The sequence below is a fragment of the Altererythrobacter sp. H2 genome (assembly GCF_035319885.1).
Lineage (GTDB): Bacteria > Pseudomonadota > Alphaproteobacteria > Sphingomonadales > Sphingomonadaceae > 34-65-8.
The window spans coordinates 1,153,725-1,178,219 of record NZ_CP141285.1; the positions used below are offsets into that span (position 1 = coordinate 1,153,725).

Genomic DNA, 24,495 nt, shown 5'->3' on the forward strand with positions numbered 1-24,495 from the left:
ATCCCCCCGGGGCCCGGCTCCTACCGGGCGCCGGCCTGCTGGAGAATGGGCTCCAGCGCGGGCCACTGGTTTTCATCCAGCTTCTTGCCGTTGAGGATGAAGGTCGGTGTCCCGGTGACTTCGAAGATATCCGCCTGCGCGCGTGATTGTTCAGCGAGGGCGGTGATGGCTGCGCTGTCCGACAGGCAGGCCTGCGCCTGATCGCGCGAAAGGCCGCGCTCGGCGAACCAGTCGATCAGCCCGGCGGCCTGCGCCACCATCACGAAGCGCTGGTCTTCCGGCGCGCCCATCGCCTGCTCCATCAACGCCCCGTTGGCGTTGAGCGTCTGGCCGAACTCGCCCAGTGCCGCCCAGGCCTGGCTGGCGCGGGGATGGAATGCCTCGGGCGCGCCGCAGCGGGCGAGCACGGTAATGGTCATGTCCAGCGGGTCACGGATCAGCGAGCGCTTTTCGTAGCTGACCACCCCGGTCGACACGTACTTTTCCTTCAGCACCGGCGCACCGGTGGCGGAGAAGTTGGCACAGGCGCCGCAGGTGTGGCTGGCGAACTCGATCAGCTTGATCGGCGCATCGGGGTTGCCGAGGCGATAACCGCCCTCTGGCGTCTTGGCGACGACATCGCCCCAGCTCTGCCCGGCAGGTGCGGGAATGGCGGCAATCGGCTCCCCGCTCAGCCCTCCGGCCTCTTCCGTGCCGGAACCGCACGCGGCCAGGCCGAGGGCGAGGGGGGCTGCCAGGGTAGCAAGGGCTATGCGGCGGAACGTGGTCATGATCGGCGTTGTCCTCGGAGGCGAAACGGGATGCGAAGCGGCGAGGCTAGACGATGGAGAGGGGACGGTGAAGGAGTGACTTGCCCTTTCCACAGCTTGTCCACGCGGGAAAGCGGTCAGATATCGCCCCGCAAGACCTTTTCGAGCGCGCGCCAGTCATGGACTCCGGGCAGGAGCTTGCCATCAAGCGCGAAGCTGGGGGTGCCAGCGACGTTGAAGCGGATGGCGTCGCGTTCCGAATTGTCGGCCAGCGCCTGGGCCCGGGCGGTGTCGGCCAGGCAGCGGTCAATGGCGACGCGGTCATAGTCGCGCCCTTCCATGATCCGGTAGAACCCGAGGTCTGACGCGACGGCGCGGGTGCGGGAGGGCAGATCGCCGTTGCTCCAGCGCTGGCGTTGGGCGGGCGTGGTCGAACGGGCCGTCGCCAGCCAGCGCGGCTGCGCGCTCATGAAGGCGGCATGGTTGCGGGGAAACTTGGCGGTATCGCCGCACCAGGTCAGCATGGCGACCGTCAGATCGACCGGATCGCGTACGATATGGCGGATTTCGAGGCGGATCTTGCCCGGGCCGACATGGGCCAGCTTGAGCGCCTCGTCCCCGGTGCGGGCGAACTCGGCGCAATGGGGGCAGGTGTAGCTGACGAATTCGGTCAGCACGCGGGTGGCATCCGGCTTGCCGATGACGTGGGCTCCATCAGCCCGCTCGACCCGTGTGTTCCAGTTGCTGGACGAAGCGAGGCCGCCGGTGGCCAGTGCGCCAAGCAGCGCGGCTGCAACCAGACCTGTTGCCCATCGTGCGGTATTCATCGGCTGTCCTTTTCCTCTTCACCCAGCGAGCGCGCCAGCGATTCGAGCACCGTGCGCAGCTCCGGATCGCCAATGTCGCGCAGCGAATCCCCCAGCTCCATCGGTATGGGCCTGAGCGATGGCGGCGCAACCGCCGATCCCTGAGCAGGCAGCGGCTTAACCTCGCCTTGCCGCAGCTTGACCCGGGCTACGGCCTTGTAGCCGAAAAAGCGGTTAACCCGCTCGATGATTTCCGGGATCACGTGCTGGATCAGCGGGGCATGGGCCGGCAACACCACAAGTTGCAGGATGCCGTCCGATTTCTCGCCCGGCGCGAAGCGGATCGCCTCGGGCATGCAGACGCGGGCATGATGCTCGCCCACGATTTCGCGCCAGCGCGTGACCACGCTCGACTGGACGAAACCGAACCGGCGGAACGCCTGCCGCCCGATCTGCGGCATGAGGTCGGAAATGGCGCGGGCCTGCCCGCCGCGCGGGCGCTCGTAGGGCCGCACGGCCTTCTTGCCGCCCTTTTTCCCGGCTCCTGCTGGTGCGTCCCGTTCCATCGTGGTTTGCGCCATGCCATAGCTGCAGCGTGAGCGCCACATCGACAATCCCGGATCGCCTGCTCAGCTGGTATGACCGCCATGCCCGCGAGCTGCCCTGGCGTGCGCCGCCGGGCGCCCCGGCACCCGATCCCTACCGCGTGTGGCTGTCGGAGGTCATGCTGCAGCAGACCACGGTGGCGGCAGTGAAGCCCTACTTCGAGCGTTTCACCAGCCGGTGGCCCACGGTCGAGGCGCTGGCCGCCGCGCCGGACGAGGACGTCATGGCGGCATGGGCAGGGCTGGGATACTATTCCCGTGCGCGCAATCTGGTGAAGGCGGCGCGGGCTGTGGCGGCGTTTGGTGGGTTCCCGGACAGCGAGGCGGCCCTGCGCGCCTTGCCGGGGCTGGGGGCCTATACCGCGGCGGCGGTGGCTGCGATTGCCTTCGGGCAGCGGGCGGTGGTGGTCGATGCCAATGTCGAGCGGGTGGTGGCGCGGCTGTTTGCAATCGATGAGCCGCTGCCGGGCGCGCGCAGGCCGATCCGCGCGGCTGCGGACACGATCACCCCCGCGCAGCGGGCAGGCGACTTCGCGCAGGCCATGATGGACCTGGGCGCCACCATCTGCACGCCCCGCGATCCGCGCTGCCTGCTGTGCCCGCTGGCCGAACCTTGCGCTGCGCGGGCGAGCGGCGATCCGGCCCGCTATCCGGTCAAGGCGGCGAAGGCGGCGAGGCCGGAGCGGCGCGGCACGGCCTTCTGGATCGAGCGCGATGGAAGGGTCTGGCTGGTGCGCAGGGAAGGGCAGGGAATGCTCGGCGGGATGCGCGCCTTGCCCGATGACGGCTGGTCCGCGCGCGCCGATGGTTCCGGTGAACTGCCGCTTGCCGGGGATTGGGAGCCGGCTGGCGCGGTGCGGCACGTGTTCACCCATGCCACGCTCGATCTGGCGATACTTCGCTATTCCGGACCGGAAAGCCCCGCAGGCGCTGGCGAATGGTGGCCGCTTGACCGGTTGGAGGATGCGGGATTGCCGACCTTGTTCGTGAAGGCGGCGCAGCGGGCGCTGGCTTAGAAGAACCCGCCGCCGAGCATCAGCCGGACAATTGCGATGGCCAGCACGATCAGGCAGAAATTGCGCCCGCCATTGGTCCGCGACAGTGCGCCAAGGCCGACCCCTGCCACGGCGAAGGGCAGGGCGATCCAGTTGCCCCAGCCCAGGAAGGGAATGGTGGACGGAATGACGATCACCAGGGCGATGATTCCGAAGACGATAGAGATCAGGTTTGCCATGTGTGTTATATGGATAGGGCAGTCCGTTTTGGCAAGACTGGTGATTGACCGTCCGCCGCACCTGCCGCACAGAACCGTCAACCAAAGATAGCAAAAGAGGACCTGCCGATGGCGTTTCGCGAGTTTGACCAGCCCCAGGTGTCGCGCCGTTCCCTGCTGCGTGGAGGGCTGCTGCTGGGCGCAGGCACGGCACTGGCAGGCGTGCCGCTCGGCCGCCAGCTTATGGCGCATGGCCACGCGGCCAGCTGGCCCGCCATTCGCGCGACGGTGGAAAGCTATGTGGCGGAAGGCAAGGTCGCCAATATGCTGGCGACCATGGGCTGGGGGCAGAACGATCCCGAGGTCATCGCCAGGGGTGTGCTGACGCTGGGCCGCAATGTTCCGGCGGATCAGGACAGCCTGTATCGCATCTATTCGATGACCAAGCCGATCACCGGCATTGCCGCCATGATGCTGGTGGAGGACGGCAAGCTCGCGCTCGACCAGCCGCTGGCCGAGATCCTGCCCGCCTATGCCAACATGATGGTGCAGAAGGAATACGACGGCGGCATCGGCGAGGGCGATCTTGTGCCCGCTGAGCGCCCGATCACCATCCGCCAGTTGCTGACCCACACCGCCGGGCTCGGCTACGGCATCATCCAGAAGGGGCCGATCCGGGCCGCCTATGAAGAACGCGGGCTGGTGCCGGGGCAGGTCAGCCGGGTGCCGATTCCCGGCCTCGGGCGGGCGCAGGCGGTCGGCAGCCTGGAAGCCTTTGCCAACGGTCTGGCCAAAGTCCCGCTGGTGCTCCAGCCGGGTGCGAAGTGGAGCTATTCGGTCAGCCTCGACCTGCTGGGCCGGGTGATCGAGGTCGCCTCCGGCCAGTCCTTCGATGCTTTCCTCAAGGCGCGGCTGTTCGATCCGCTGGGCATGACCAGCACCTTCTTCCGCGTGCCGGAAAGCGAACAGGGCCGCTTCACCACCAACTATGGCATCCTCAACGGAATGCCGCTGCCGATCGATCCGGCCGACAGCTCGATCTATCTCGACGAACCCGCTTTTCCGTTCGGCGGGGCCGGGCTGGTCTCCAGCCCGCGCGACTATGACCGGTTCCAGCGGATGCTGGTCGGCGGCGGGGCGCTCGAGGGCACGCGGGTCATGGCCGAGGCGACAGTCAGGCTCGCCACCTCCAACCTGCTGCCCGAAGGCGCGGAAACAGTCGCGACCTGGGTTGCGGGCGAAGGGTTCGGCGCCGGAGGCCGGGTCACCGGCACCGCCTTCGGCTGGGGCGGCGCGGCTGGCACCGCAGCGTTCGTCGACATGGCGAGCGGGCTGCGCGCGGCGCTGTTCACCCAGTACATGCCATCCGAAGCCTATCCCATCCAGCGCGGTTTCCCTGATCTCGTGATGCAGGATCTGGCGGCCATGAAGGGTGCCTGACATGGCGCCAATGGCATTTGCCGGCTCGCCGATCGAGCGGGCCGACCATATCCGCTGCGACGCGGATGCGCTGGCCGGGCTGATGAACTGGAAGGCGCGGCTGCTGCGGCTCGACGGGTTGAACCCCGTGTTCGGCGACGATGGCGCTCTGGAATGGGGCACTCTGGCCGAAGCGCCGCAGGAGGCCGAGCTGGTGTTCCTCGGGCTGCTGGAGGGCAAGGCCTGCTTCGCCGCCGTGCCTGACGATGGGGCGACCGGACCGGCCTATGCCAACCCGTCGATCTGGAACGCGATGCAGCTGCTCAGCCCGGGCGACCTGGCGCTCTATGGCGGGGCACGCAGCCTGGTTGACTGGCACGCCCGGCACCGCTTCTGCGCCCGCTGCGGCGCGCCGACCGTGGTCGCCAAGGGCGGCTGGCAGCGCCATTGCGATGCCTGCGGGGCGGACCATTTCCCCCGCACTGACCCGGTCACCATCATGCTGGTCGAGCATGCCGACGGTGATCGCCTGCTGCTCGGCCGCCAGCCACGCTTTCCCCCGCGCATCTTCTCCGCCCTGGCCGGGTTCGTCGAGCCGGGGGAGACGATCGAGGAAGCGGTCGCGCGCGAGATCAAGGAAGAAGCCGGGCTGACCGTGCGCGACGTGCGCTATCTGGCCAGCCAGCCGTGGCCGTTCCCCAGCCAGCTGATGATCGGCTGTACCTCGATTGCGGTCGATGATGATATCGTCATTGACGAAACCGAGCTGGAAGAGGCGCGCTGGTTCACCCGGGCCGAACTGGAGGAGGCACGCGCGGCGGGGCCAGCCGGCAATGATACGCTGATTTTCCCGCGCAGCTTTGCCATCGCTCATCACCTGGTGACCTGGTGGCTCGACCGGTGAGCGCGCCCACCCGCCTCACCATCGACATCTGGTCCGATGTGATGTGCCCGTGGTGCGCGATCGGCTATGGCCAGCTCTCCCGGGCGCTCGACCAGCTTGAGGGCGAGATCGAAGCCGACGTGCGCTGGCACCCGTTCGAGCTCAATCCCGACATGCCCGAAACCGGCGAGGAACAGAGCGCGCACCTGACCCGCAAGTACCGCCGCAGCGCCGAAGAGACCGACGCCGTGCGCGGGCAGATGAAGGCCATCGCCGACAGCGCCGGGGTCAATCTTGCATGGGAAGGGGAGGGCGAGGCTCCGCCTGCGATGATGTGGAACACTTTTGCCGCGCATTGCCTGCTCACCTGGGCGCTGGAGCAATATGGCCCGGCAAAGCAGACCGAGCTCAAGCTCGCGCTGTTCCGCGCCCACTTCAACCAGCGCCGCCGGATCGGCGCGCGCGACGTGTTGCTGGACGTGGCGGAAGAGGTGGGGCTTGACCGGGCCGGGGCGCTCGCCGCGCTCAGCGATCCCGCCATTGGCGCACGGGTGCGGGCCGAAGAGCGGCAGGCGTGGGACATGAACGTGACCGGTGTCCCCGCGATGGTGGTGCAGGGCAAGTTCCTGATCCCCGGCGCGCAGGCGCCCGAGACTTACGTTACCGCCCTGCGGAGGGTGGCGGAGCGGGGGCTGTGAGCCAGCCGCTGCCGATCAATCTTTTCTGAACACGCACCACTGGAAAGACTGGCGATCACCCCACGGGGTCGTGTGATCATCCCGCCATTCGTCGATCAGGTGCAGGGACGGGCCCAGTTCCCGGCCCAGCGTCTCCGCGTCGTAGCGCTGCACCGGCAGCCCGCTGCACTTTTCGGGGCCATCCAGCGCGAACGTGGCCATGACCAGCAGGCCGCCCCTGGTCAGCCCGTGTTCCAGCGCGTTCACATAGGCGGCACGCAGCGCTGGCTCAGTCAGGAAATGAAACACCGCCCGGTCATGCCACACATCATAGCTGCGGCTCGGAACCCATAAGGTGATATCCGCCACTTCCCAGTGCACGGCCCCGGCCCGATCGCCCAGCCGTGTTTGCGCCGCCTGCAGCGCTGCCTCCGAAATATCGAGGACCGTTATGTCGCGCCAGCCCCGCTCCAGCAATGCATCCACCAGTCCGGAAATTCCGCCGCCGATATCGATCAGCGATTGCCCGGATTCGGCACCGAAGCGGGCAAGCGCATCGAGCGAGGGCCCAGGCGAATCCTGATGCCAGCTCAATCGTTCCGGCGGCCGTTCGCGGTAGACCTCGTCCCAGTGCTGTTCGCGGTCTTCTGCCATGGCCTGTCCTCTCCGGCTGCCTAGACCAGCCCCAGCTTGGCCAGTTCCTTCATCACCGATGCCGGCAGCACATCGCCTGCCGCTTCGCCTGCCCCAAGATCGCGCGGGGCGTCCTCGCCTGCAAGATAGCGCCAGCCCTGGTGGGCGCGCTTGGGGCGGGGTTCAACGCGGACCAGCTTGGGTTCGAGATCGATATGCCAGCGACCGCCGGGGGCCTCGCTGAAGCCGAGGATCGCACTGCGCGCCACCAGCGTATGGTCGAGGATCCAGTAGAGCGAGCCGCCCACCATCTCCGCGTGCCGCTTGGGCAGGTAGCGGGTGGTGAGGCGCACCTCGCGCCGCCCCTCGTACCACCCGGCCAGATCGTCCCAGGATTTCGCGCCGAACGCGATCTTCGTCATGTGCAGCGGCATCGGCTCTAATTGGGCTGCCCCAAGGGCGCCTTCAAGCCATACTGAGCCCGCCATCCACCACAAAGGCCGCGCCGGTTGCGAACTTGCTCTCGTCCGAGGCGAGATAGACGATCAGGTGGGCGATATCTTCGGGCTCGCCCATGCGGCCAATCGGCTGGGCCAGGCTGAATGCTTCGCGGGTGGCGTCCGGGTCAGGCGTTCCGGCGATCACGCTTTCCACGTTCGGGGTCAGGATCGTGCCCGGCTGGACGCAGTTGACCCGCACCCCGTTTTTCTCGCGCGCGCAGTAGAGCGCGATCGACTTGGTCAGCATCGGCACCGCCGCCTTGGCGCTGTTGTAGGCGGCAAGGTCCGCATTGGCCTTGACCCCGGCGGCAGAGGAGAAGTTGATCATCGAACCGCCGCCAGACTTTGCCATCAGCGGGATGGCCGCCTTGCACCCCATGAAGATCGAATCGACATCGAAGGTGTAGCAGCGGCGGAAATCATCCGGGCTGAGATCGGCTATCGAGCCGTAGACGGTGATCGCGGCATTGTTGACCAGCACGTCCAGCCGCCCGAACTGCGCCTCGATTTCCGCGATCACTTCGCCCCAGCGCGCCCAGTCGGTCACGTCCTGTTCGATGAAGTGGCAGCGGTTGCCCAGCTCCGCCGCCGCCGCGCGTCCGGCCTCGGCGTTGTAGTCGCTGATGATCACTGTCGCGCCTTCGGCCAGCAGCGCCCGCGCGGCGGCCTTGCCCAGGCCCATGGCCCCGCCTGTCAGCAATACGATCTTGTCCTGTACCCGTCCCATGCCTGTGTCCTCTCCCGATGAGAGGCCGGGCTATCAGCCGGCGAGGCCGCTTGCCACTGCCAAACCTAGGAAGGCGAAGAAGCCCATCGAGTCCGTGATCATGGTCACGAACACGCTGCTGGCGACCGCCGGATCCTGTTTCAGCCGGTCGAAGATCACCGGCACCAGCACTCCGGCCAGCCCGGCCACGATAATGTTCACCACCATCGCCAGCGCTATCACCCCGCCCAGCATCGGGGTGAACAGGAACCCGGTGGCGAGCCCGATCAGCACCGCAATGGTTGCCCCGTTGAGCACGGCCACCCGCAGCTCGCGCCACAGGATGCGCCCGGTATTGGCGCGGGTCAGCTGGTTCATCGCAATGGCGCGCACCGCCACCGCCATGGTCTGGGTGCCGGCATTGCCGCCGATGCTGGCGACGATCGGCATCAGCACCGCCAGTGCGACGAGTTGCTCGATCGCCGCACCGAAGAAGGCGATGATCGCGCTGCCGACCACGGCCGTGCCGAGATTCGCCACCAGCCAGCGGACCCGCGCGGCATAGGCTTCGCGGATCGGTTCGTTGATGTCGCCGTCGCCCGCGCCGGACAGCAGCAGCACGTCTTCGCCCGCTTCCTCGGCGATGATGTGGACAATGTCGTCCACCGTCATCTGCCCGACCAGGCGCCCTTCCTCATCGACCACCGCGGCCGAAATCAGCGCGTATTTCTGGAACATCAGCGCGACCTCTTCCTGGTCGAGACTGACCGGGATCAGGGTCTGGTCGCGCTTCATCACGTCGGCCAGCGCAATATGGCGCGGGGTGGTGAGGATCCAGGAAAGCGCGCAGGTGCCGAGCGGGTGGTGCTTGTGGTCGACCACGAACACCTCGAAGAATTCATGGGCGAGGTCGTTGTGATCGCGCAGGTAGTCGATCAGGTCGCCCACCGTCATGTGTTCGGGCACGGCCACCACGTCGCGGCTCATCAGGCGCCCGGCGGTCTCTTCCGGGTAGGCGAGCGCGGTTTCGATGGCGACGCGGTCCTCGTCGTCCATTTCGGCCAGGACGGCGCGCTGGTCTTCCTTGTCAAGGTCTTCGATCAGCTGGACCGCGTCATCGGTTTCCAGCTGCTCGGCAATGGCGGCGACCGCATCGGCGGGCAGCGCCTCCATCATGCTTTCGCGGACCCAGTCGTTGAGCTCGGCAATCACGTCCGAGGTCATCAGATCGGTGATGGCAGCGGCGAGGAAGGCACGTTCCTCCCGCCCGAGCAGTTCGAGCAGGTCGGCAATGTCGGCAGCGTGGAGCGGCTCTACCAGGTCATAGACCAGCCCCTTGTCGCCTGCTTCCAGCGCATCGCGCACGGTGCGGACATAATCCGCTTTCAGCGTGTTCTCGGTATCGAGCCGGGAATCGTTGATCCGGTCGTCCGGGCGCGCGCCTTCTTCGGCCGCCGGGGCGGCTGTCATCAGTTCGTCGTCGGGATGCACCGGACTGGCCATCGCGCCGGTCTAGGCGGGCAGCGCGGAAAAGCAAGCTGGCGGCGCGGGCGGGGTGACAACGGTCACAACATGCCTATATCGGCCCCCGACTTCAAAGGAGATACCTGATGACCGGACAGACGCTTACCCTCACTCTCGATTGCGGCGACGGAAAGGGCGGCGATGTCGTCATCAAGTTGCGGCCCGACCTGGCCCCCGGCCATGTCGAGCGCATCACCGAGCTGGTCGGCGAAGGCTTCTATGACGGGGTCAAGTTCCACCGCGTGATCGACGGGTTCATGGCGCAGGGCGGTTGCCCCAACGGCACCGGCATGGGCGGCAGCAGCAAGCCCGACCTCAAGGCCGAATTCAACGCCGAACCGCACGTGCGCGGCGTGTGCTCGATGGCCCGCACCCAGGTGCCCGACAGCGCCAACAGCCAGTTCTTCATCTGCCTCGATGATGCCCGCTTCCTCGACCGCCAGTACACGGTCTGGGGCGTGGTCGAGAGCGGCATGGAACACGTCGACGGGCTGCCCAAGGGCGAGCCGCCGCGCAATCCCGGCAAGATCGTCAAGGCGACGGTAGAGTAATCATCCGCAGCTAGCCCTCTCCCCTTGCGGGAGAGGGCTTCTGTTTGCCCTGAGCTATAGCCCCGCCTGCACCAGCCAGTCGTGGAACAGCCGCACCGGCCGGTCTTCCAGCGCGGTCGGCTTGCAGACGAACCAGTAGCTGTAAGGGCTTTCGACCTTGGCGCCGTAGAGGTTGGTCAGCCGGTTGTCGTCGGCCCGGCGCAGGTGATCGTCATGCATGATCGCGATGCCCAGCCCTTCGGCCGCCGCCGCGAGCAGCAGCTGTCCGGAATCGTAGTGGTCGATCGCCGCCGGTTCGAGGTCTTCCAGGTCGAGCGCGCGTTTCCAGGCGGTGAAGCTGTCCGGCAGTTCGTTGTGGATCAGGAAGGTCTGGCGCGAGAGCCGCTCCCGGTCCGGCGCATCGCCCAACTGCTCGGCCAGCGCGCGGCTGGTGATGGCGTGGACCTTGTTGTAATCAAGCCGCACCGCATGGAGCGCGGTTTCCGGGCCCTTGCTCAGGATGATCGCCGCATCGAGCGTGTCGCCGACCCGGTCTTCCAGATGCGGCCCCGTATCGATGTCGATGTGGAGCAGCGGGTGCAGCCGCCGCAGCTCGGCCAGGCGCGGGAACAGGCGCTGGCTGCCGAACAGCGGCAGCACCCCAAGGTGAAGCCGCAGCAGCGAAATCTTCTCCGACTGCCCTTCCACCGCCCGGGCCAGCGCATCGAAGTGGGGGCTGACCGCCTCGTAGAAATTCTGCCCGTCGTCGGTCAGCTGCATGGATTGCCGGGCACGGGTGAACAGCTTCTTGCCGACGAATTCCTCGAGATTGGCAATCCGGCGGGACAGTGCCGAGGGGCTGAGGCCCAGCTCGTCTGCCGCACCGCGGGCAGAGCCGGACCGCACGGTTCGCATGAACGCTTCGAGGGCACGCAACGGGGGGAGGCGGCGACTTGGCATCATAAGGGCTCCTTGCGCGCAGAGTTACGCAAGTCGAGCAAAAAGGGATGCAAAAATAGCAACCGACTGGCGAAAAAATCAGGCCGAGGTTGCAGGTTCCGGAAGTTCGGGGGCGTGGAGGCGCAACTTGCGGACGTGGGTTTCGTTGCCTTCGATCACCTCGATCCGCCAGCCGCTGGGGTGGACCACGACTGACCCCACCGGCGGCACCTGCTCCGCCAGCACGAAGGCCAGCCCGCCCAGGGTATCGACCGATTCCTCGACTTCCGCCAGGCGCGGGTCGATTCGCTGCGCCACATCATCCAGCTCGGCCCGGGCGTCACATTCCCACAGGCCCTCGGAAACCGGCACGATCAGCTCCTCGGGCGCATCGTCATGCTCGTCCTCGATATTGCCGACGATTTCCTCCACCAGATCCTCGATCGTGATCACGCCGTCGGTGCCGGAAAATTCGTCGAGCACGATCGCAAGGTGGGTGCGGCGGGCGCGCATGTCGGCCAGCACGTCGATCGCCTTGCGCGTCTGCGGCACGTAGAGCGGTTCGCGCATCAGGGTGGTCCATTCCCCGGTGGGCGCGGTGCCGCGCGCCAGGAACGGAAATACGTCCTTGATGTGGATCATGCCGATCACGTCATCCAGTGTTTCGCGATAGACCGGCATCCGCGAATGGCCCTGCTCGGCGAACACCGCAATCAGTTCGTCCCAGCCGATCCCGGCTTCCACCGCGACGATTTCGCCGCGTGGAATCGCCACGTCGTCGGCATCGTGCTCGCTGAAATGGAGCAGGTTGCGCATCATCTGGCGCTCTATCTGCGACAGGTCGCCATCGTCCGAAGCGGGGCCCGAACCGGAACCGGTCCCGTTCTCTTCCTCGTGTTCGTCGATGGCCTCTTCGAGCTGGGCACGCAGCGAGCGTTCGCCGCTGCCGCCTTCAAAGAGGTTGCGGATGGCGAGCCATAGCCCGCCGCTACTGTCCGCATCTCCTGCGGGAGGGTTAGGATCGGGCATGGCCCTGTGTGTCACTCCGTTCATTCGTTGGGGCCATATGGGTCCGCGATACCGATAATTGCAAGTGCCTTGACCTCCAGTGCTTCCATCGCCTCGGCCTGTGCCGCGGAATCGACGTGGTCGTGGCCGGCCAGATGGAGCAGGCCGTGGACCATCAGGTGCGCGGCGTGATGCTCCAGCGGCACCTCTTTCTCTGCCGCCTCGCGGGCGCAGGTCTCGTAAGCGAGCGCGATATCGCCCAGCAGTTCCGGCGGGCCATCGGCAGCCAGGGCGAGCAGTTCATCGCGCGCAAGCATCGGGAAACTGAGCACATTGGTCGGCTTGTCGCGCCCGCGCCATTCGCGGTTGAGCGCGTGGACTTCGGCGTCGGACGTCAGGAGCAGGCTGACCTCAAGCCGCGCGTTGGCCAGCGCCGGTTCGACCTGCGCCGCGGCATGGGCGGCGCGGCTGGCCAGAGCTTCCCAGTCGCCCCATTCGCCTTGTGGGGTGGGCCAGTGTTCGGTTTCGATTTCGAGGTTCATCACCGTAACCGGTACGTCAGGGGAAAAGGTGGGTTCAACTCCATCGTCATTCTCCAGATTCTTCCCCCGTCCATGACGAGTAGTGGTGGACCCCGCAGGCGATCACATATTTGTCCATGCCGGGTGGAATCACTGCGGTATTCCAGTTCTCTCCGGCGAACGCCGCGAGCGAGGCTTCGTCTTCCCATTGGGAGATCATCGCATATTCGTCGCTCGCCCAGCGCGACGGCCGGAGGATCTGAACATCACCTGCCCCCTCCTTGTCCGCCACTGCAGCTATCGAGACAGACGCGAACTTCCGTTCGAATTCCTCCCGCAGCTCAGGGTGTATTCGAACCCGGAAAATCCTGGTGATCGTCATCTGAATTTCCGTGGTCGCTGGCCTGTCTGAAAGCAATCGATAGCAGCCGGCTGCGGTGCTAACCCGGCCCCTCGTACGCCTCCACGATCCGGCCCACGATCGGGTGGCGGACCACGTCGGCGGCAGTGAAGCGGATCGTGCCGAAGCCTTCGACGCCTTCCAGCTTCTCGACCGCATCGGCCAGGCCGCTCATCCGGTCGCCGCCGGGGATATCGACCTGGCGCGGGTCGCCGCACACCACCATCCGGCTGTTCTGGCCGAACCGGGTGAGGAACATCTTCATCTGTTCGCGGGTGGTGTTCTGCGCCTCGTCCAGGATGATGAAGCTGTCCGCCAGGGTGCGCCCGCGCATGAAGGCGATCGGGGCGATCTCGATCTCGCCGCTGGCCAGCCGCCGCTCGACCTGCTCGGGTGGCATGGTGTCATAGAGCGCGTCGTAGAGCGGGCGGAGATAGGGATCGACCTTGTCCTTCATGTCGCCGGGCAGGAAGCCGAGCTTTTCGCCTGCCTCCACCGCCGGGCGGCTGAGGATCAGGCGCTGGACGCTGCCGTTGATCAGCTGCGCCACCGCCTGCGCCACGGCGAGGTAGGTCTTGCCGGTGCCCGCCGGGCCGAGCGCGAAGATAATGTCGTCACGCGCCAGACTGCGCATGTAGGTCGCCTGAGTGGCGCTGCGCGGCACGATGGTCTTGCGGCGGGTCCGGATCATGATCGGCGGGCCGCCGTTTTCCTCCGACAGGATGCCGTCGAGCGCCGGTTCGTTCGACATCACGATCAGCGCCTCGATTGCGCCTGCGTCCAGTTCCTGCCCCAGAGCCAGCCGGTCATACATCGATTGCAGGGTATCGCGGGCGCGGGCCACGCTGTCTTCCGGGCCTTCGATCAGCACCCGGTCGCCGCGCGCGGAAATGAACACGCCGAGCCGGTTTTCCACCTGCACCAGGTTGGCGTCGAACTGGCCGAACAGGGGCACCAGCAGGCTCTGGTTGTCGAATGCCAGCTCCGCCCGGGCGCGGCGCGCCTCGCGCTGCACGACAGGGGAAGGCGAGATCGCCGGATGTCCGGCGCGGGTTGGTCTACGGCCCATGCAGCTCCTTGGTTTGCGATTCGAAGCTTACGCCGATGGCAGGCAGGCGCAAGCGGGGGGCCGGGGCGAGGCTGGGGAAAGTAACCCCGGTGTCACGCAAATACCGCGCACCGGGCAGTTTGTTCCGGCAGGTGGCACAAAGCGGGGACCGGAAGCCGTTTCGGCGCTCAGGCTGGCACGGACGCCAGCAATCGCCCGGCCAGCGAATTGGGCCCAGCTTCGACCAGTTCGACTTCGACCAGATCGCCCAGCGCCGCGTCACCTTCGAACCAGACCGATTGCAGCCAGGGCGACTTGCCCAGCCATTGCCCGGGAAGCTTCCCGGTCCGCTCCACCAGCACCGCGCAACGCTTGCCAACACTGGCCTGATTGAAGGCGTGCTGATCGCGGTTGAGCGCGGCCTGCAGGCGCTGGAGCCGCTCGTCCATCACTTGCGGCGCGATCTGGCCGTCCATGGTCGCGGCGGGGGTGCCGGGGCGGGGCGAGTACTTGAAGCTGTAGGCCTGGGCATAGCCCACCGCATCGACCAGTTTCAGCGTATCTGCGAACTCGGCATCGGTTTCGCCCGGAAAGCCGACGATGAAATCGCCGCTGAGCGCAATGTCTGGCCGGGCGGCCCGGAACCGGTCCAGCAGCCTGAGGTAGCTCTCGGCGGTGTGGCTGCGGTTCATCGCCTTCAGCACCCGGTCATTGCCGCTCTGCACCGGCAGGTGGAGGTAAGGCATGAGCTTGTCGACCTCGCCGTGCGCGGCGATCAGGTCTTCGTTCATGTCGGCCGGGTGGCTGGTGGTGTAGCGGATCCGGGCAAGCCCATCGATGCCCGCGAGCCGCCGGATCAGGCCGCCGAGCCCGACAGTGCGGCCCTTGTCGTCCTCCCCGCTCCAGGCGTTGACGTTCTGGCCGAGCAGGGTGATCTCGCGCGCCCCGGCCGCTACCAGCTTGTCCGCTTCGGCCACGAGATCCCTGAACGGGCGGGATATTTCCGCCCCGCGGGTATAGGGCACCACGCAGTAAGTGCAGAACTTATCGCACCCTTCCTGCACCGTCAGGAAAGCCGAAGGGGCGCTCTTGCGGCGGGCGGGCAGGGAATCGAACTTGGCGATCGGCGGCATGTCCGTGTCGGTGCTGCGTTCACCTTTGACCGCCCGGTCCAGCATTTCCGGGAGGCGGTGATAGGCTTGCGGGCCGACCACCATGCTGACCGCCGGAGCGCGGGCCATGATTTCCTCGCCCTCGGCCTGGGCGACGCAGCCGGCGACTGCGATCAGAGGTTCCTTGCCCGCCTCGCGCCCCGCCTTCACCAGCCGGCCGATATCGGAATAGACCTTCTCCGCCGCTTTCTCGCGGATGTGGCAGGTGTTGAGCACCACCAGGTCCGCTTCCTCGCCCTCGGGCGCAGGCGTGATGCCGCGCTGGGCGAGCAGCTCGGCCATGCGTTCGCCGTCGTAGACGTTCATCTGGCAGCCGAAGCTTTTGACCCGGTAGGTCTGCGGAGGGGCGGAGGATTTCATGGCGAGCGCCGCCTAGAGGAAATTCCCGCTGTTTAAAAGCCGGAGCCTACATCGCCCGGGCAATCGCCTGCTGGGCTGCGGCCGCCACCGTCTTGCGGTTGGTCAGTTCGTCGCCGGAAAGCGGCGGAAGGAACCGGATCGTCAGCCGGATGGGGCGCAGGCGGGCCAGGATGCGCTTGAAGTTGTCCAGCCCCGGCTCCTCGCCCACCCAGGCAATCCGGGCAGCGTCCTCGTAGGCCAGCAGCACCGGCTGGACTGCCGCGCCCTCGGGCCGGGATTCGAGTGCGCTCAGCAGCGAGCTCTTGAACGGCAGCAGCCCGGTGCCATCGCTGGTGGTGCCTTCCGGGAACAGGGTCAGGCAGCCCGACATGTCCATCGCCGCCCGAACCTGCGCCACCTGGTCCGCCACGCTGCCGCGCCGGTGACGGGCGATGAAGACCGTTTCGTTCATCTCGCACAGCCATTTGAGAAGGGGGAAGGCGCTGAGCCCGTCATGCGCGACGAAAGCGGTGCCGCTGGCGTGCGCGAGCGCCGGTATGTCGAGCCACGAGACGTGGTTGGCCAGCAGCAGCGCGCCGCGCACGGGCTTGCCCTCGATCCGGATGAACAGCCCCGCCACCGCGCCGATGCTGGCGAGGAAGACGCGCGGCCACCAGCGGCCCGCACCGACCGCACGCCAGAGGAAATGGAAGGGGGTGCACAGCACCAGCAGCAGGGCCATGAGCAGCAGGCGGAAAAAAATCAGGCCCCAACCCAGCGGCCGGATGCGCGGCGGGGCGAGGGCCTGCGCGCTGCTCATCCGGGGTTCTTGTCTCCCGGCCGGCCAAGCTTGACGCCGTAGAGTTCCATCCGGTGGTCGACCAGCCGGTAGCCGAGCTTCTCGGCGATCAGCTTCTGCAGCGCTTCCAGCTCCGGATCGACGAATTCGAGCACGTCACCGGTTTCGACATCGATCAGGTGGTCATGATGGGCTTCGGGCGCGGCCTCATAGCGGGCGCGGCCATCACCGAAATCGTGCCGGTCAAGGATGCCCGCCTCCTCGAACAGGCGCACTGTGCGATAGACCGTGGCGATCGAGATCTTGGAGTCGATCGCCGAAGCGCGCTGGTGCAGCAGCTCCACATCGGGGTGGTCGTCGCTTTCGGACAGGACGCGCGCGATCACCCGGCGCTGTTCGGTGATCCGCAGGCCGCGGTCGGCGCACAGCTGTTCGAGATCGATCCGTTGCTGCAAGATACACCCCGACAAAAGAAAAGCGTCCCGGATACCTAATGACCCGGGACGCTTTGCTCAACCCGTGACCGGGTAAATCAGACAGTCTTTTTCCGGCGGCCCCGCTTTTGGCCCGGTGTCCGGCCGAGGCCGATCTTCACTGCCAGCTCGCGGCGCTTTTCGGCATAGTTGGGCGCAACCATCGGGTAGTCGGCGGGCAGGTTCCACCGCGCGCGATACTCTTCCGGGCTCATGTCGAAGTTGGTGCGCAGGTAACGCTTGAGCATTTTCAGCTTCTTGCCGTCTTCCAGGCACACCAGATAGTCCGGCTTGACCGAAGCGCGGATCGAAACCGCCGGCTCGGGGCGTTCCTCGACCTTGACCGGCTCTCCGCCAAGTCCGGCCAGGGCCGTGTAGACATTGGTGATGAGAGTCGGGACTTCGTCAACTGCAACATTGTTGTTGCTGACATGTGCAGCAACGATGTCTGACGTGAGTGTAATCAGCGTTTCCGCGATGTCATGTTCCATCTGGTTCATGGAGAATTCCTTGCGTTTGCGATCGATGGTAGGCTGCTGCAGCTTCTTTGCTGGCCACTTGAGCACGTCGGCCATGCGCGCATTGCAGAAATATTGCAAGTCAGGGTTACCTCTCATAATTACTTGAAAGTAACCCGCCTGATGTAGATCGTCAGGTCAGTCGCAATGCAAAAGTAACGGCATCGAGACGCGTTCCGTCAGCCAGCTTGTAATAGGCCGGTCTACGGCCGACTGGCTCGAAACCGATGGCACGATAGAGTCTCTCGGCCGGATTATTGTGGCGCATTTCAAGAAAGAGTTGTTCAGCACCGCGGTTGCGCGCCTCGGCAAAGACAATGGACAGCAGGGCCCGGGCAATGCCGCGGCCACGCCATGCCGGATCGACCCCGAGCAACAGCAGTTCCGCCTCCCCCGCCAGGTGCCGCGACAGGGCAAACCCTGCGGCAGGCTCTCCCTCGGCCAGCGGAGTGCCATCGGCGGACAGGACCACGTAATGGGTCGAAGGCAGCGCCAGCGAATCCTCGACCTGGCGGCGCGACCATGCTTCCCCCCAGCGCGGATCGAAAGCGGCCTGCATCACCGCCATGATCCGGTCGACGTCGTCCATCATGCAGGCAAGGCTTTCGCAGGGCGCGCATCGGGTGCGCGGCCATAATCGGGGGAGAGATCGTCCGACTGGAGCGCCGGCGGGACTTGCAGCGCAAGGCGGGCGTCCGGCAGCAGGTCCAGCGCTGTGCCCTGGCCGCGCAGGGCCACCAGAGATGCGGCCTGCGTTCCGGCGACGAGCGGGTGGCGCGCCCGGCCAGCGGCCTGCGCCGGAGCCAGCGAGATGACCGGCCCTTCGGGCAGCCCGTCTTCCCCGAAATCGCAGACGAACCATTCGCCGTGTCCGCCGCTCATCGCCACGCTCACAGGCGCATCGGGGTGGTCGGCGCGGGCCAGGGCCGCAACCAGGGCAAGCGTGGGATAGGCCAGAGCCTTGGCCTGCCAGGCCAGGGCCAGGGCGCGGGCGGTTGCCAGCCCGATCCTTACGCCGGTGAAGCTGCCCGGCCCGCGCGAGACAAGAATGCGGGCCGCCCGCCCGCGATCGGGGAGGGCAGCGATCATCGGCACCAGGTGTTCGGCATGGCCCCGGCCGAGCAGGCGATGGTCATGTGCGAGCAGCCGCTCACCCTCGAACAGGGCGACGGAGCAGGCCTCGGTGGCGCAATCGATCGCAAGGGTCCGCATCATGCGGCTGGTTGCCACGTCACCTGCCGGTCTTGCAAGCCTGTCAGGCGATACGGGTGAACCGGCCGAAATCCGGGCGCGGGCTGCGTTCGAAGATCGAGGCCGGGTCGCCATAGCCGATCGAACAGATGAAGTTGATCTTGTGGCGGGGATGGTCGGCAAAGAAGGCTGCCTCGACCGCTGCGCCATCGAAGCCCGACATCGGCCCGGTATCCAGCCCAAGTGCCCGTGCGGCGAGCATCAGGTAGGCGCCCTGAAGCGAGGAATTGCGGAAGGCGCCTTCCTTGCGGCCAGCCTCGTCGCCCGCGAACCAGCTCTTTGCGTCGGTGTGCGGGAACAGCGAGGGAAGTTCCTCGTGAAAGTCGATATCGTAAGCGATCAGTGCGGTGACCGGGGCAGCAGCAACCTTGGCCTTGTTGCCTTCCGAAACACAGTCGACCAGCTTTGCCTTCGCCTCGGGTGACTTGACCCACACGATCCGCGCTGGCTGCATATTGGCCGAAGTCGGCCCCATCTTGACCAGGTCCCAGATGGCGTGAAGCTGTTCGTCTGTCACCGGCTGGTCGAGCCAGCCGTTGTAGCTGCGCGCTTCGGTAAACAGCTGGGCCAGCGCCTCGCTGTCCAGCCTGTGGTCGTGGAACTGGCGGCTCATGCCGCGCGCACTTCGGTCACTTCGGGGACATAGTGCTTGAGCAGGCCCTCGATGCCGTGCTTGAGCGTGGCGGTGGAGGAAGGGCAGCCCGAGCAGGCGCCCTGCATGGTCAGATAGACCACCCCGTCGCTGAAGCCCCGAAACTGGATGTCGCCGCCGTCACCGGCCACGGCCGGGCGGACGCGGCTTTCGAGCAGCTCGTTGATCTGGGCGATGATGTCTGCATCGTCGGCGCTTTGTTCGACCACCAGGTCGTCTTCGGCGGGAACAGAGATGCCTGCTGCGGTGCCACCGGCGAACAGCGGCGCTTCCGAAACGAAATGGTCGAGCAGGATCGCCACCACCTGCGGCTTGAGCGAGGACCAGTCCGCACCCGGCGCGGCGGTAACCGAGATGAAATTGCTGCCGAAGAACACGTTGACCACTTCGCCCGTGTCGAAAATCGCCTGCGCCAGCGGGCTGGCTTCGGCGGCTTCCGGGCTGGCGAATTCGCGGGTGCCGCTGACCATGACCTGCTGGCCGGGCAGGAACTTGAGGCTGGCGGGGTTCGGGGTGGTTTCGGTTTCTATGAACATGCCCTGCGATGTAGGGATTGCAGCCATCCGCCACAAGCGCGGTTTGGTTAGCCGCCCGGAAGGCAAGCTATTCACTATCCCTTCATCCCGCCCGACCCTATAGTTGGCCGATGACAGTGTTTTTCCGTGCCCTGCGGCACCTCGCCTGCCTGGTTCCGCTTGCTCTGGTCACGCCGGTAGCGGTCGCGCAGGAGAACCTGCCCCCGCCGCGCGCACTGCAGACCGGAAGCGAAACCCCGTGGATCTACGAAGGCAGCGATGTGCCGCGCGATCCCGAATGGCTGTTCGGGGAAATGGACAATGGCCTGCGCTATGCCGTGCGCCGCAACGGGGTGCCGCCAGGGCAGGTCTCGATCCGCATCCGCGTCGATGCCGGCTCGCTGCACGAGGAAGAGAGCGAGCGCGGCTATGCCCACCTGCTCGAGCACCTGCTGTTCCGTGAAAGCAAGTATCTCGGCCCGGCCATGGCGATCCCCACCTGGCAGCGCCTCGGCGCGACCTTCGGCAGTGACACCAATGCCGAAACCAGCCCGACCCATACGGTCTACAAGCTCGACCTGCCGGGTGCGACGCCGGGCTCGCTTGCCGAAAGTTTCCGCCTGCTTTCGGGCATGGTGCGCGAGCCGGTGCTGAACGAGGCCAACCTCGCCGCCGAAGTGCCGATCGTGCTGGCGGAAATGCGCGAGCGCGGCGGGGCCGCGCAGCGCGTGGCCGAAGGTTCGCGCGAAGTGCTGTTTGCCGGGCAGAGGCTAGCCAACCGCCTGCCAATCGGAACCGAGGCCACCCTGACCGGGGCCAGCGCCGATGCGGTGGCCGCGTTCCATGCCCACTGGTACCGGCCCGAGAACACCGTGATCGTAGTTGCAGGCGACTTTGACCCGCAGCAGTTCGCCGCCTTGATCGAGCGCTGGTTCGGGGACTGGAAGGGCAAGGGCAAGGGCGCGCCTGCCCCTGATTTCGGCGATCCGGTGCCGCCGCCGGGCGCCACGGGGGCAACCCCGGTGGGGGAAACGGGCGTGCTGGTCGAACCCGACCTGCCCCGCACCTACAGCTATGCGATCCTGCGCCCCTGGCGCCAGGTGCAGGACACGATCGTCTATAACGAAGGGTTGCTGCTCGATGCCGTGGCCCAGGCGGTGATCAACCGGCGGCTTGAATCGCGTGCCCGGGCCGGGGGGTCCTACCTCTATGCCCAGGTCGCGCAGGAGGACGTCAGTCGCTCTGCCGACGCGACCTTCGTGTCCTTCGCTCCGCTGACCGCTGACTGGCAGGCCGCGCTGGCCGACGTGCGCGGGGTGATTGCCGATGCGACGGCCGCACCGCCAACCCAGGAGGAGATCGACCGCGAACTGGCCGAGTTCGACGTCGCCTTCGCCAGCTCGGTGGAACAGCGCGCGGTCATGGCCGGGGGCAAGCTGGCCGACGATATCGTCAACGCGGTCGACATTCGCGAGACGGTGGCGGCGCCGGAAACGGTGCTCACCGTGTTCCGCGGAATGCGCGCGAAATATACGCCGGAAAACGTGCTGAAGCACACCCGCCAGCTGTTCAGCGGCTCAGTCATGCGGGCGGTCTATGTCACCCCCTCGATTGGCGAGGCTGACCGTGACAGCGTGCGCGCGGCGCTGGCTGCACCGGTTGCGGCCGACGCCTCGGCGCGGCTGGCGGCGCAGACCATTTCCTTTGCCGACCTGCCGCCGGTGGGTGAGCCCGGCACGATTACCGGGATCGGGCCGCTTGGCGTGCTCGGGATCGAACAGGTCGAATTCGGCAATGGTGTGAAGGCCATGCTCTGGGCCAACGATGCCGAGCCGGGCCGGGTGGCGGTGCGGGTGCGGTTCGGCGCAGGCTATCGCGGCTTCACCGAGCAGAACGCCGTCTATGCCGCGCTCGGCAAGATGGCGCTGGTCGGCTCGGGCCTGGGCGAGCTGGGGCAGGACGAGCTTGACCGGATCGCCACCGGGCGCAAGCTCGGGTTCGATTTCGCCATCGAGGACGGGGTGTTCACCTTCTCCGCCCAGACCCGCGACGCGGACCTGGCGGACCAGCTCTACCTGTTTGCGGCCAAGCTCGGAATGCCGCGCTGGGATGCCAATCCCGTGCTGCGCGCACGGGCGGGGGCGGAGCTGGCCTATGAAAGCTATGCCGCCAGCCCCGGCGGTGTGCTTGGCCGTGACCTGGAATATCTGGTGCGTGACCGCGATCCGCGCTTCGCCACGCCCGACAAGGCGGCGCTGAGCGGGGCGACGCCGGAAGGCTTCCGCCAGGCATGGGAGCCGCTGCTGGAGCAAGGCCCGGTGGAAGTGGCCATCTTCGGCGAGTTTGACCGTGACCGCGCGGTCGAGGCATTGCGGCGCACGTTCGGCGCGCTGGCACCACGCCAGCCCCTGCCGGCCGCAGTCATCAACCGCTCGACCGATTTCCCGGAAGCCCGCGCAGCCCCCGTCATCCTGACCCATCGCGGCGATGCCAACCAGGCGGCCGCCGTGATCGCCTGGCCGGGCGGGGCGGGGGCGGCGGGGCTGCCTGAATCGCGCCAGCTCGAAATCCTGATGGACCTGTTCAACAACCGCCTGATCGATGCCATGCGCGAACGGGCCGGTGCCAGCTATGCGCCGCAGATTTCGTCAAGCTGGCCGGTCGATCTGGCTTCCGGTGGCAGGCTGACCGCGATCAGCCAGCTCAAACCGGAAGACGTGCCGGTGTTCTTCGAAGTGGCGGAACGGATCGCCCGCGACCTCGCCACCAGCCCGGCCGAGCCCGACGAACTGGCCCGCGTGACCGAGCCGCTGCGCCAGCTGGTCCAGCGCGCTTCGACCGGCAACCAGTTCTGGATGTACCAGCTGGGCGGCGCGACCCATGATCCGCAGCGGGTCCAGCTGCTGCGGTCGCTGTTGTCGGACTATACCCAGACCTCGCCTGAAGCGATGCAGGCGCTGGCGGCCAAATACTTCGGTGACCGGCGCGGCTGGCGGCTGGCCGTGATCCCCGAAGGGCAGGCCCTGGCACAGGACAATGCGGCCCGCGCCGAGGCTGTCAGCGGCCGCTGACAGCGGCAGTCTGGCTGGCGCCGCCAAGGGCAGCCTTGGCCCGGTGCAGATTTATTGCGCTTGCGAATGCGCCGCCCATGCGCTTGAGGGATGGTCGGTGCATTGCCGCGCCTGACGCAATGATGAAGTGAAGACAGACAATGGCTCGCGACTGGACTCCTGACAGCTGGAAGGCACACGAAGCACGGCACCTGCCGGTGTACGAAGATGCCGCTGCCCTGGCCGAAGTCGAAGGCGTGCTGGCGAACTATCCGCCGCTGGTGTTCGCGGGCGAGGCGCGCGCACTCAAGGCCGATCTGGCCGATGTGGCCAGCGGCAAGGCCTTCCTGCTCCAGGGCGGGGACTGCGCCGAAAGCTTCGCCGAATTCCATCCCAACAACATCCGCGACACCTTCCGGGTGATCCTGCAGATGGCGGTGGTGATGACCTTTGCCGGCAAGCTGCCGGTGGTGAAGGTGGGGCGCATGGCCGGCCAGTTCGCCAAGCCGCGCAGCTCCGACACCGAAACGCAAGACGGGGTGACCCTGCCGAGCTACTTCGGCGACAACGTCAACGGGATCGAATTCGATCCGGACATCCGCCGCAACGATCCGCAGCGCATGGTCCGCGCCTACAGCCAGGCGGCGGCGACGCTCAACCTGCTGCGCGCCTTTGCCGGGGGCGGCTATGCCAACCTGCGCCAGGTCCACCAGTGGACGCTCGATTTCATGGGCCGCAGCCCGTGGGCGGACAAGTTCGGCGAGATCAGCAACCGCATTTCCGAAGCGCTCGACTTCATGGAAGCCTGCGGGGTCGATCCGCGCACTGTGCCGCAACTGCAGGGCACCAGCTTCTACACCAGCCACGAGGCCCTGCTGCTGCCTTACGAGCAGGCCATGACCCGGCGCGATTCGCTGACCGGTGACTGGTACGATACCAGCGCGCACATGGTCTGGATTGGCGACCGCACCCGCTTTCCCGGCAGCGCGCATATCGAGTTCTGCCGCGGGATCGGCAACCCGCTGGGCATGAAGTGCGGGCCGAGCCTTGAGCCTGATGCGCTGCTCCGCCTGCTCGACACGCTCAACCCGGGCCGTGAAGCCGGGCGGATCACGCTGATCAGCCGGTTCGGGCACGACAAGGTCGAGGCCGGGCTTCCGGCGCTGGTGCGCGCGGTCAAGCGCGAAGGGCACCCGGTGGTGTGGAGCTGCGACCCGATGCACGGCAACGTGATCAAGGCGGACAGCGGCTACAAGACCCGCCCGTTCGACCGCATCCTGGCCGAAGTGCGCGGGTTCTTCGCGGTCCACCGCGCGGAAGGCACCCATGCGGGCGGCATTCATGTCGAAATGACCGGGCAGGACGTGACCGAATGCGTCGGCGGCGCGGTGGCGATTACCGACGAGGCATTGGGTGACCGCTATCACACCCATTGCGATCCGCGCCTCAACGCGGCGCAATCGCTGGAACTGGCCTTCCTCATCGCCGAGATGCTCAATCTCGAGGCGAAGGAAACCCGCGCCGCTGCCTAGACACGCGCTGCCGCATGAACCTTTGCAGCCGTC

28 protein-coding genes are annotated in these 24,495 nt (G+C 66.7%); 7 read left to right on the forward strand and 21 right to left on the reverse strand.

Annotated elements, in window-relative coordinates; translation table 11 throughout:
* Positions 1-20: 20 nt before the first annotated feature.
* The 3 genes from U4960_RS05815 to U4960_RS05825 form a co-directional block, all read right to left on the reverse strand.
* Positions 21-770: a DsbA family protein gene (locus U4960_RS05815; RefSeq protein ID WP_324262626.1), complete on the reverse strand. Its 750-nt coding sequence runs from the start codon at positions 768-770 to the stop codon at positions 21-23.
* Between the two features lie 116 nt (positions 771-886).
* Positions 887-1,576 carry a DsbA family protein gene (locus U4960_RS05820; RefSeq protein ID WP_324262627.1) on the reverse strand — a complete coding sequence of 230 codons (690 nt, stop codon included), beginning with the start codon at positions 1,574-1,576 and terminating at the stop codon, positions 887-889.
* Positions 1,573-2,136, reverse strand: a complete 564-nt coding sequence (locus U4960_RS05825) for a DUF721 domain-containing protein (RefSeq protein WP_416379107.1) — start codon at positions 2,134-2,136, stop codon at positions 1,573-1,575. Before U4960_RS05825 ends, U4960_RS05820 begins: the two co-directional genes overlap by 4 nt.
* 14 nt (positions 2,137-2,150) lie before the next feature.
* Here U4960_RS05825 and mutY point away from each other — a divergent pair, with 14 nt between their 5' ends.
* Positions 2,151-3,176, forward strand: a complete 1,026-nt coding sequence (gene mutY, locus U4960_RS05830; RefSeq protein ID WP_324262628.1) for an A/G-specific adenine glycosylase — start codon at positions 2,151-2,153, stop codon at positions 3,174-3,176.
* Here the strand turns inward: mutY and U4960_RS05835 are convergent.
* A complete protein-coding gene (locus U4960_RS05835; protein ID WP_324262629.1) occupies positions 3,173-3,394 on the reverse strand; it encodes a hypothetical protein in 222 nt (73 codons plus the stop codon). The genes mutY and U4960_RS05835 overlap by 4 nt on opposite strands.
* A gap of 108 nt (positions 3,395-3,502) precedes the next feature.
* Here U4960_RS05835 and U4960_RS05840 point away from each other — a divergent pair, with 108 nt between their 5' ends.
* Genes U4960_RS05840 through U4960_RS05850 form a run of 3 tightly spaced genes read left to right on the forward strand, consistent with a single transcriptional unit; the run spans position 3,503 to position 6,373 of the window.
* Positions 3,503-4,813: a serine hydrolase domain-containing protein gene (locus tag U4960_RS05840; RefSeq protein ID WP_324262630.1), complete on the forward strand. Its 1,311-nt coding sequence runs from the start codon at positions 3,503-3,505 to the stop codon at positions 4,811-4,813.
* Position 4,814: 1 nt separating this feature from the next.
* Positions 4,815-5,696: an NAD(+) diphosphatase gene (gene nudC / locus U4960_RS05845; protein WP_324262631.1), complete on the forward strand. Its 882-nt coding sequence runs from the start codon at positions 4,815-4,817 to the stop codon at positions 5,694-5,696.
* Positions 5,693-6,373 (forward strand): DsbA family oxidoreductase, encoded by a 681-nt coding sequence (locus U4960_RS05850; RefSeq protein ID WP_324262632.1) that lies wholly within the window; start codon positions 5,693-5,695, stop codon positions 6,371-6,373. The genes nudC and U4960_RS05850 overlap by 4 nt, the downstream gene beginning before the upstream one ends.
* Before the next feature lie 15 nt (positions 6,374-6,388).
* Here the strand turns inward: U4960_RS05850 and U4960_RS05855 are convergent, their stop codons facing one another.
* Genes U4960_RS05855 through mgtE form a run of 4 tightly spaced genes read right to left on the reverse strand, consistent with a single transcriptional unit; the run spans position 6,389 to position 9,694 of the window.
* Positions 6,389-7,006 (reverse strand): class I SAM-dependent methyltransferase, encoded by a 618-nt coding sequence (locus U4960_RS05855; RefSeq protein ID WP_324262633.1) that lies wholly within the window; start codon positions 7,004-7,006, stop codon positions 6,389-6,391.
* Between the two features lie 20 nt (positions 7,007-7,026).
* A complete protein-coding gene (locus tag U4960_RS05860) occupies positions 7,027-7,419 on the reverse strand; it encodes a DUF1489 family protein (RefSeq protein ID WP_324262634.1) in 393 nt (130 codons plus the stop codon).
* A 31-nt stretch (positions 7,420-7,450) separates the two neighbouring features.
* The gene (locus U4960_RS05865; protein WP_324262635.1) at positions 7,451-8,212 is read right to left on the reverse strand and encodes a glucose 1-dehydrogenase; all 762 of its coding nucleotides are present in this window, start codon (positions 8,210-8,212) and stop codon (positions 7,451-7,453) included.
* Positions 8,213-8,245: 33 nt separating this feature from the next.
* Positions 8,246-9,694 carry a magnesium transporter gene (gene mgtE / locus U4960_RS05870; protein WP_324262636.1) on the reverse strand — a complete coding sequence of 483 codons (1,449 nt, stop codon included), beginning with the start codon at positions 9,692-9,694 and terminating at the stop codon, positions 8,246-8,248.
* A 107-nt stretch (positions 9,695-9,801) separates the two neighbouring features.
* Between mgtE and U4960_RS05875 the strand changes: the two genes are divergently transcribed.
* Positions 9,802-10,266 (forward strand): peptidylprolyl isomerase, encoded by a 465-nt coding sequence (locus U4960_RS05875; protein ID WP_324262637.1) that lies wholly within the window; start codon positions 9,802-9,804, stop codon positions 10,264-10,266.
* Between the two features lie 54 nt (positions 10,267-10,320).
* Here the strand turns inward: U4960_RS05875 and U4960_RS05880 are convergent, their stop codons facing one another.
* The 13 genes from U4960_RS05880 to U4960_RS05940 form a co-directional block, all read right to left on the reverse strand.
* Complete coding sequence (locus tag U4960_RS05880) at positions 10,321-11,205, reverse strand: LysR substrate-binding domain-containing protein (protein ID WP_324263070.1); 885 nt, start codon at positions 11,203-11,205, stop codon at positions 10,321-10,323.
* 78 nt (positions 11,206-11,283) lie between these two features.
* Positions 11,284-12,213 (reverse strand): hemolysin family protein, encoded by a 930-nt coding sequence (locus tag U4960_RS05885; RefSeq protein ID WP_324262638.1) that lies wholly within the window; start codon positions 12,211-12,213, stop codon positions 11,284-11,286.
* Between the two features lie 20 nt (positions 12,214-12,233).
* Complete coding sequence (gene ybeY / locus U4960_RS05890; RefSeq protein ID WP_324262639.1) at positions 12,234-12,734, reverse strand: rRNA maturation RNase YbeY; 501 nt, start codon at positions 12,732-12,734, stop codon at positions 12,234-12,236.
* A gap of 46 nt (positions 12,735-12,780) precedes the next feature.
* The gene (locus tag U4960_RS05895) at positions 12,781-13,095 is read right to left on the reverse strand and encodes an antibiotic biosynthesis monooxygenase family protein (RefSeq protein WP_324262640.1); all 315 of its coding nucleotides are present in this window, start codon (positions 13,093-13,095) and stop codon (positions 12,781-12,783) included.
* A gap of 58 nt (positions 13,096-13,153) precedes the next feature.
* Entirely contained in the window at positions 13,154-14,182 is a 1,029-nt protein-coding gene (locus tag U4960_RS05900; protein WP_324262641.1) for a PhoH family protein, read from the reverse strand.
* Between the two features lie 167 nt (positions 14,183-14,349).
* Positions 14,350-15,693, reverse strand: a complete 1,344-nt coding sequence (gene miaB, locus U4960_RS05905) for a tRNA (N6-isopentenyl adenosine(37)-C2)-methylthiotransferase MiaB (RefSeq protein WP_324262642.1) — start codon at positions 15,691-15,693, stop codon at positions 14,350-14,352.
* A 46-nt stretch (positions 15,694-15,739) separates the two neighbouring features.
* Positions 15,740-16,492, reverse strand: a complete 753-nt coding sequence (locus tag U4960_RS05910) for a lysophospholipid acyltransferase family protein (protein WP_324262643.1) — start codon at positions 16,490-16,492, stop codon at positions 15,740-15,742.
* Positions 16,489-16,926, reverse strand: coding sequence for a Fur family transcriptional regulator (locus tag U4960_RS05915; protein WP_324262644.1), 438 nt, complete (start codon positions 16,924-16,926; stop codon positions 16,489-16,491). The genes U4960_RS05910 and U4960_RS05915 overlap by 4 nt, the downstream gene beginning before the upstream one ends.
* 77 nt (positions 16,927-17,003) lie before the next feature.
* On the reverse strand, positions 17,004-17,444 hold the full coding sequence (locus U4960_RS05920) for a MucR family transcriptional regulator (RefSeq protein WP_324262645.1): 441 nt from the start codon (positions 17,442-17,444) through the stop codon (positions 17,004-17,006).
* Between the two features lie 151 nt (positions 17,445-17,595).
* Positions 17,596-18,054 (reverse strand): GNAT family N-acetyltransferase, encoded by a 459-nt coding sequence (locus U4960_RS05925; protein ID WP_324262646.1) that lies wholly within the window; start codon positions 18,052-18,054, stop codon positions 17,596-17,598.
* The gene (tsaB, locus tag U4960_RS05930; protein ID WP_416379113.1) at positions 18,051-18,674 is read right to left on the reverse strand and encodes a tRNA (adenosine(37)-N6)-threonylcarbamoyltransferase complex dimerization subunit type 1 TsaB; all 624 of its coding nucleotides are present in this window, start codon (positions 18,672-18,674) and stop codon (positions 18,051-18,053) included. The genes U4960_RS05925 and tsaB overlap by 4 nt, the downstream gene beginning before the upstream one ends.
* A 43-nt stretch (positions 18,675-18,717) precedes the next feature.
* Entirely contained in the window at positions 18,718-19,326 is a 609-nt protein-coding gene (locus U4960_RS05935) for a malonic semialdehyde reductase (RefSeq protein WP_324262648.1), read from the reverse strand.
* Positions 19,323-19,901, reverse strand: coding sequence for a NifU family protein (locus tag U4960_RS05940; protein ID WP_324262649.1), 579 nt, complete (start codon positions 19,899-19,901; stop codon positions 19,323-19,325). The genes U4960_RS05935 and U4960_RS05940 overlap by 4 nt, the downstream gene beginning before the upstream one ends.
* A 110-nt stretch (positions 19,902-20,011) precedes the next feature.
* Here U4960_RS05940 and U4960_RS05945 point away from each other — a divergent pair, with 110 nt between their 5' ends.
* Positions 20,012-22,951 carry a M16 family metallopeptidase gene (locus tag U4960_RS05945; RefSeq protein WP_324262650.1) on the forward strand — a complete coding sequence of 980 codons (2,940 nt, stop codon included), beginning with the start codon at positions 20,012-20,014 and terminating at the stop codon, positions 22,949-22,951.
* 140 nt (positions 22,952-23,091) lie between these two features.
* Positions 23,092-24,462, forward strand: a complete 1,371-nt coding sequence (locus U4960_RS05950; RefSeq protein ID WP_324262651.1) for a class II 3-deoxy-7-phosphoheptulonate synthase — start codon at positions 23,092-23,094, stop codon at positions 24,460-24,462.
* Positions 24,463-24,495: the final 33 nt, after the last annotated feature.

Bases quoted from the DNA above. Each gene is read 5' to 3' on its own strand.
- U4960_RS05840 (WP_324262630.1), top strand. From the start codon at position 3,503: ATGGCGTTTCGCGAGTTTGACCAGCCCCAGGTGTCGCGCCGTTCCCTG.
- U4960_RS05900 (WP_324262641.1), bottom strand. From the start codon at position 14,182: ATGGGCCGTAGACCAACCCGCGCCGGACATCCGGCGATCTCGCCTTCC.
- U4960_RS05925 (WP_324262646.1), bottom strand. From the start codon at position 18,054: ATGATGGACGACGTCGACCGGATCATGGCGGTGATGCAGGCCGCTTTC.
- U4960_RS05865 (WP_324262635.1), bottom strand. From the start codon at position 8,212: ATGGGACGGGTACAGGACAAGATCGTATTGCTGACAGGCGGGGCCATG.
- U4960_RS05920 (WP_324262645.1), bottom strand. From the start codon at position 17,444: ATGAACCAGATGGAACATGACATCGCGGAAACGCTGATTACACTCACG.
- U4960_RS05825 (WP_416379107.1), bottom strand. From the start codon at position 2,136: ATGGCGCAAACCACGATGGAACGGGACGCACCAGCAGGAGCCGGGAAA.
- U4960_RS05910 (WP_324262643.1), bottom strand. From the start codon at position 16,492: ATGAGCAGCGCGCAGGCCCTCGCCCCGCCGCGCATCCGGCCGCTGGGT.
- U4960_RS05880 (WP_324263070.1), bottom strand. From the start codon at position 11,205: ATGCCAAGTCGCCGCCTCCCCCCGTTGCGTGCCCTCGAAGCGTTCATG.
- U4960_RS05945 (WP_324262650.1), top strand. From the start codon at position 20,012: ATGACAGTGTTTTTCCGTGCCCTGCGGCACCTCGCCTGCCTGGTTCCG.
- tsaB (WP_416379113.1), bottom strand. From the start codon at position 18,674: ATGCGGACCCTTGCGATCGATTGCGCCACCGAGGCCTGCTCCGTCGCC.
- U4960_RS05875 (WP_324262637.1), top strand. From the start codon at position 9,802: ATGACCGGACAGACGCTTACCCTCACTCTCGATTGCGGCGACGGAAAG.
- U4960_RS05820 (WP_324262627.1), bottom strand. From the start codon at position 1,576: ATGAATACCGCACGATGGGCAACAGGTCTGGTTGCAGCCGCGCTGCTT.
- U4960_RS05815 (WP_324262626.1), bottom strand. From the start codon at position 770: ATGACCACGTTCCGCCGCATAGCCCTTGCTACCCTGGCAGCCCCCCTC.
- U4960_RS05895 (WP_324262640.1), bottom strand. From the start codon at position 13,095: ATGACGATCACCAGGATTTTCCGGGTTCGAATACACCCTGAGCTGCGG.
- miaB (WP_324262642.1), bottom strand. From the start codon at position 15,693: ATGAAATCCTCCGCCCCTCCGCAGACCTACCGGGTCAAAAGCTTCGGC.
- ybeY (WP_324262639.1), bottom strand. From the start codon at position 12,734: ATGAACCTCGAAATCGAAACCGAACACTGGCCCACCCCACAAGGCGAA.
- U4960_RS05885 (WP_324262638.1), bottom strand. From the start codon at position 12,213: ATGCCCGATCCTAACCCTCCCGCAGGAGATGCGGACAGTAGCGGCGGG.
- U4960_RS05935 (WP_324262648.1), bottom strand. From the start codon at position 19,326: ATGAGCCGCCAGTTCCACGACCACAGGCTGGACAGCGAGGCGCTGGCC.
- U4960_RS05835 (WP_324262629.1), bottom strand. From the start codon at position 3,394: ATGGCAAACCTGATCTCTATCGTCTTCGGAATCATCGCCCTGGTGATC.
- nudC (WP_324262631.1), top strand. From the start codon at position 4,815: ATGGCGCCAATGGCATTTGCCGGCTCGCCGATCGAGCGGGCCGACCAT.
- mgtE (WP_324262636.1), bottom strand. From the start codon at position 9,694: ATGGCCAGTCCGGTGCATCCCGACGACGAACTGATGACAGCCGCCCCG.
- U4960_RS05940 (WP_324262649.1), bottom strand. From the start codon at position 19,901: ATGTTCATAGAAACCGAAACCACCCCGAACCCCGCCAGCCTCAAGTTC.
- U4960_RS05855 (WP_324262633.1), bottom strand. From the start codon at position 7,006: ATGGCAGAAGACCGCGAACAGCACTGGGACGAGGTCTACCGCGAACGG.
- U4960_RS05950 (WP_324262651.1), top strand. From the start codon at position 23,092: ATGGCTCGCGACTGGACTCCTGACAGCTGGAAGGCACACGAAGCACGG.
- U4960_RS05860 (WP_324262634.1), bottom strand. From the start codon at position 7,419: ATGCCGCTGCACATGACGAAGATCGCGTTCGGCGCGAAATCCTGGGAC.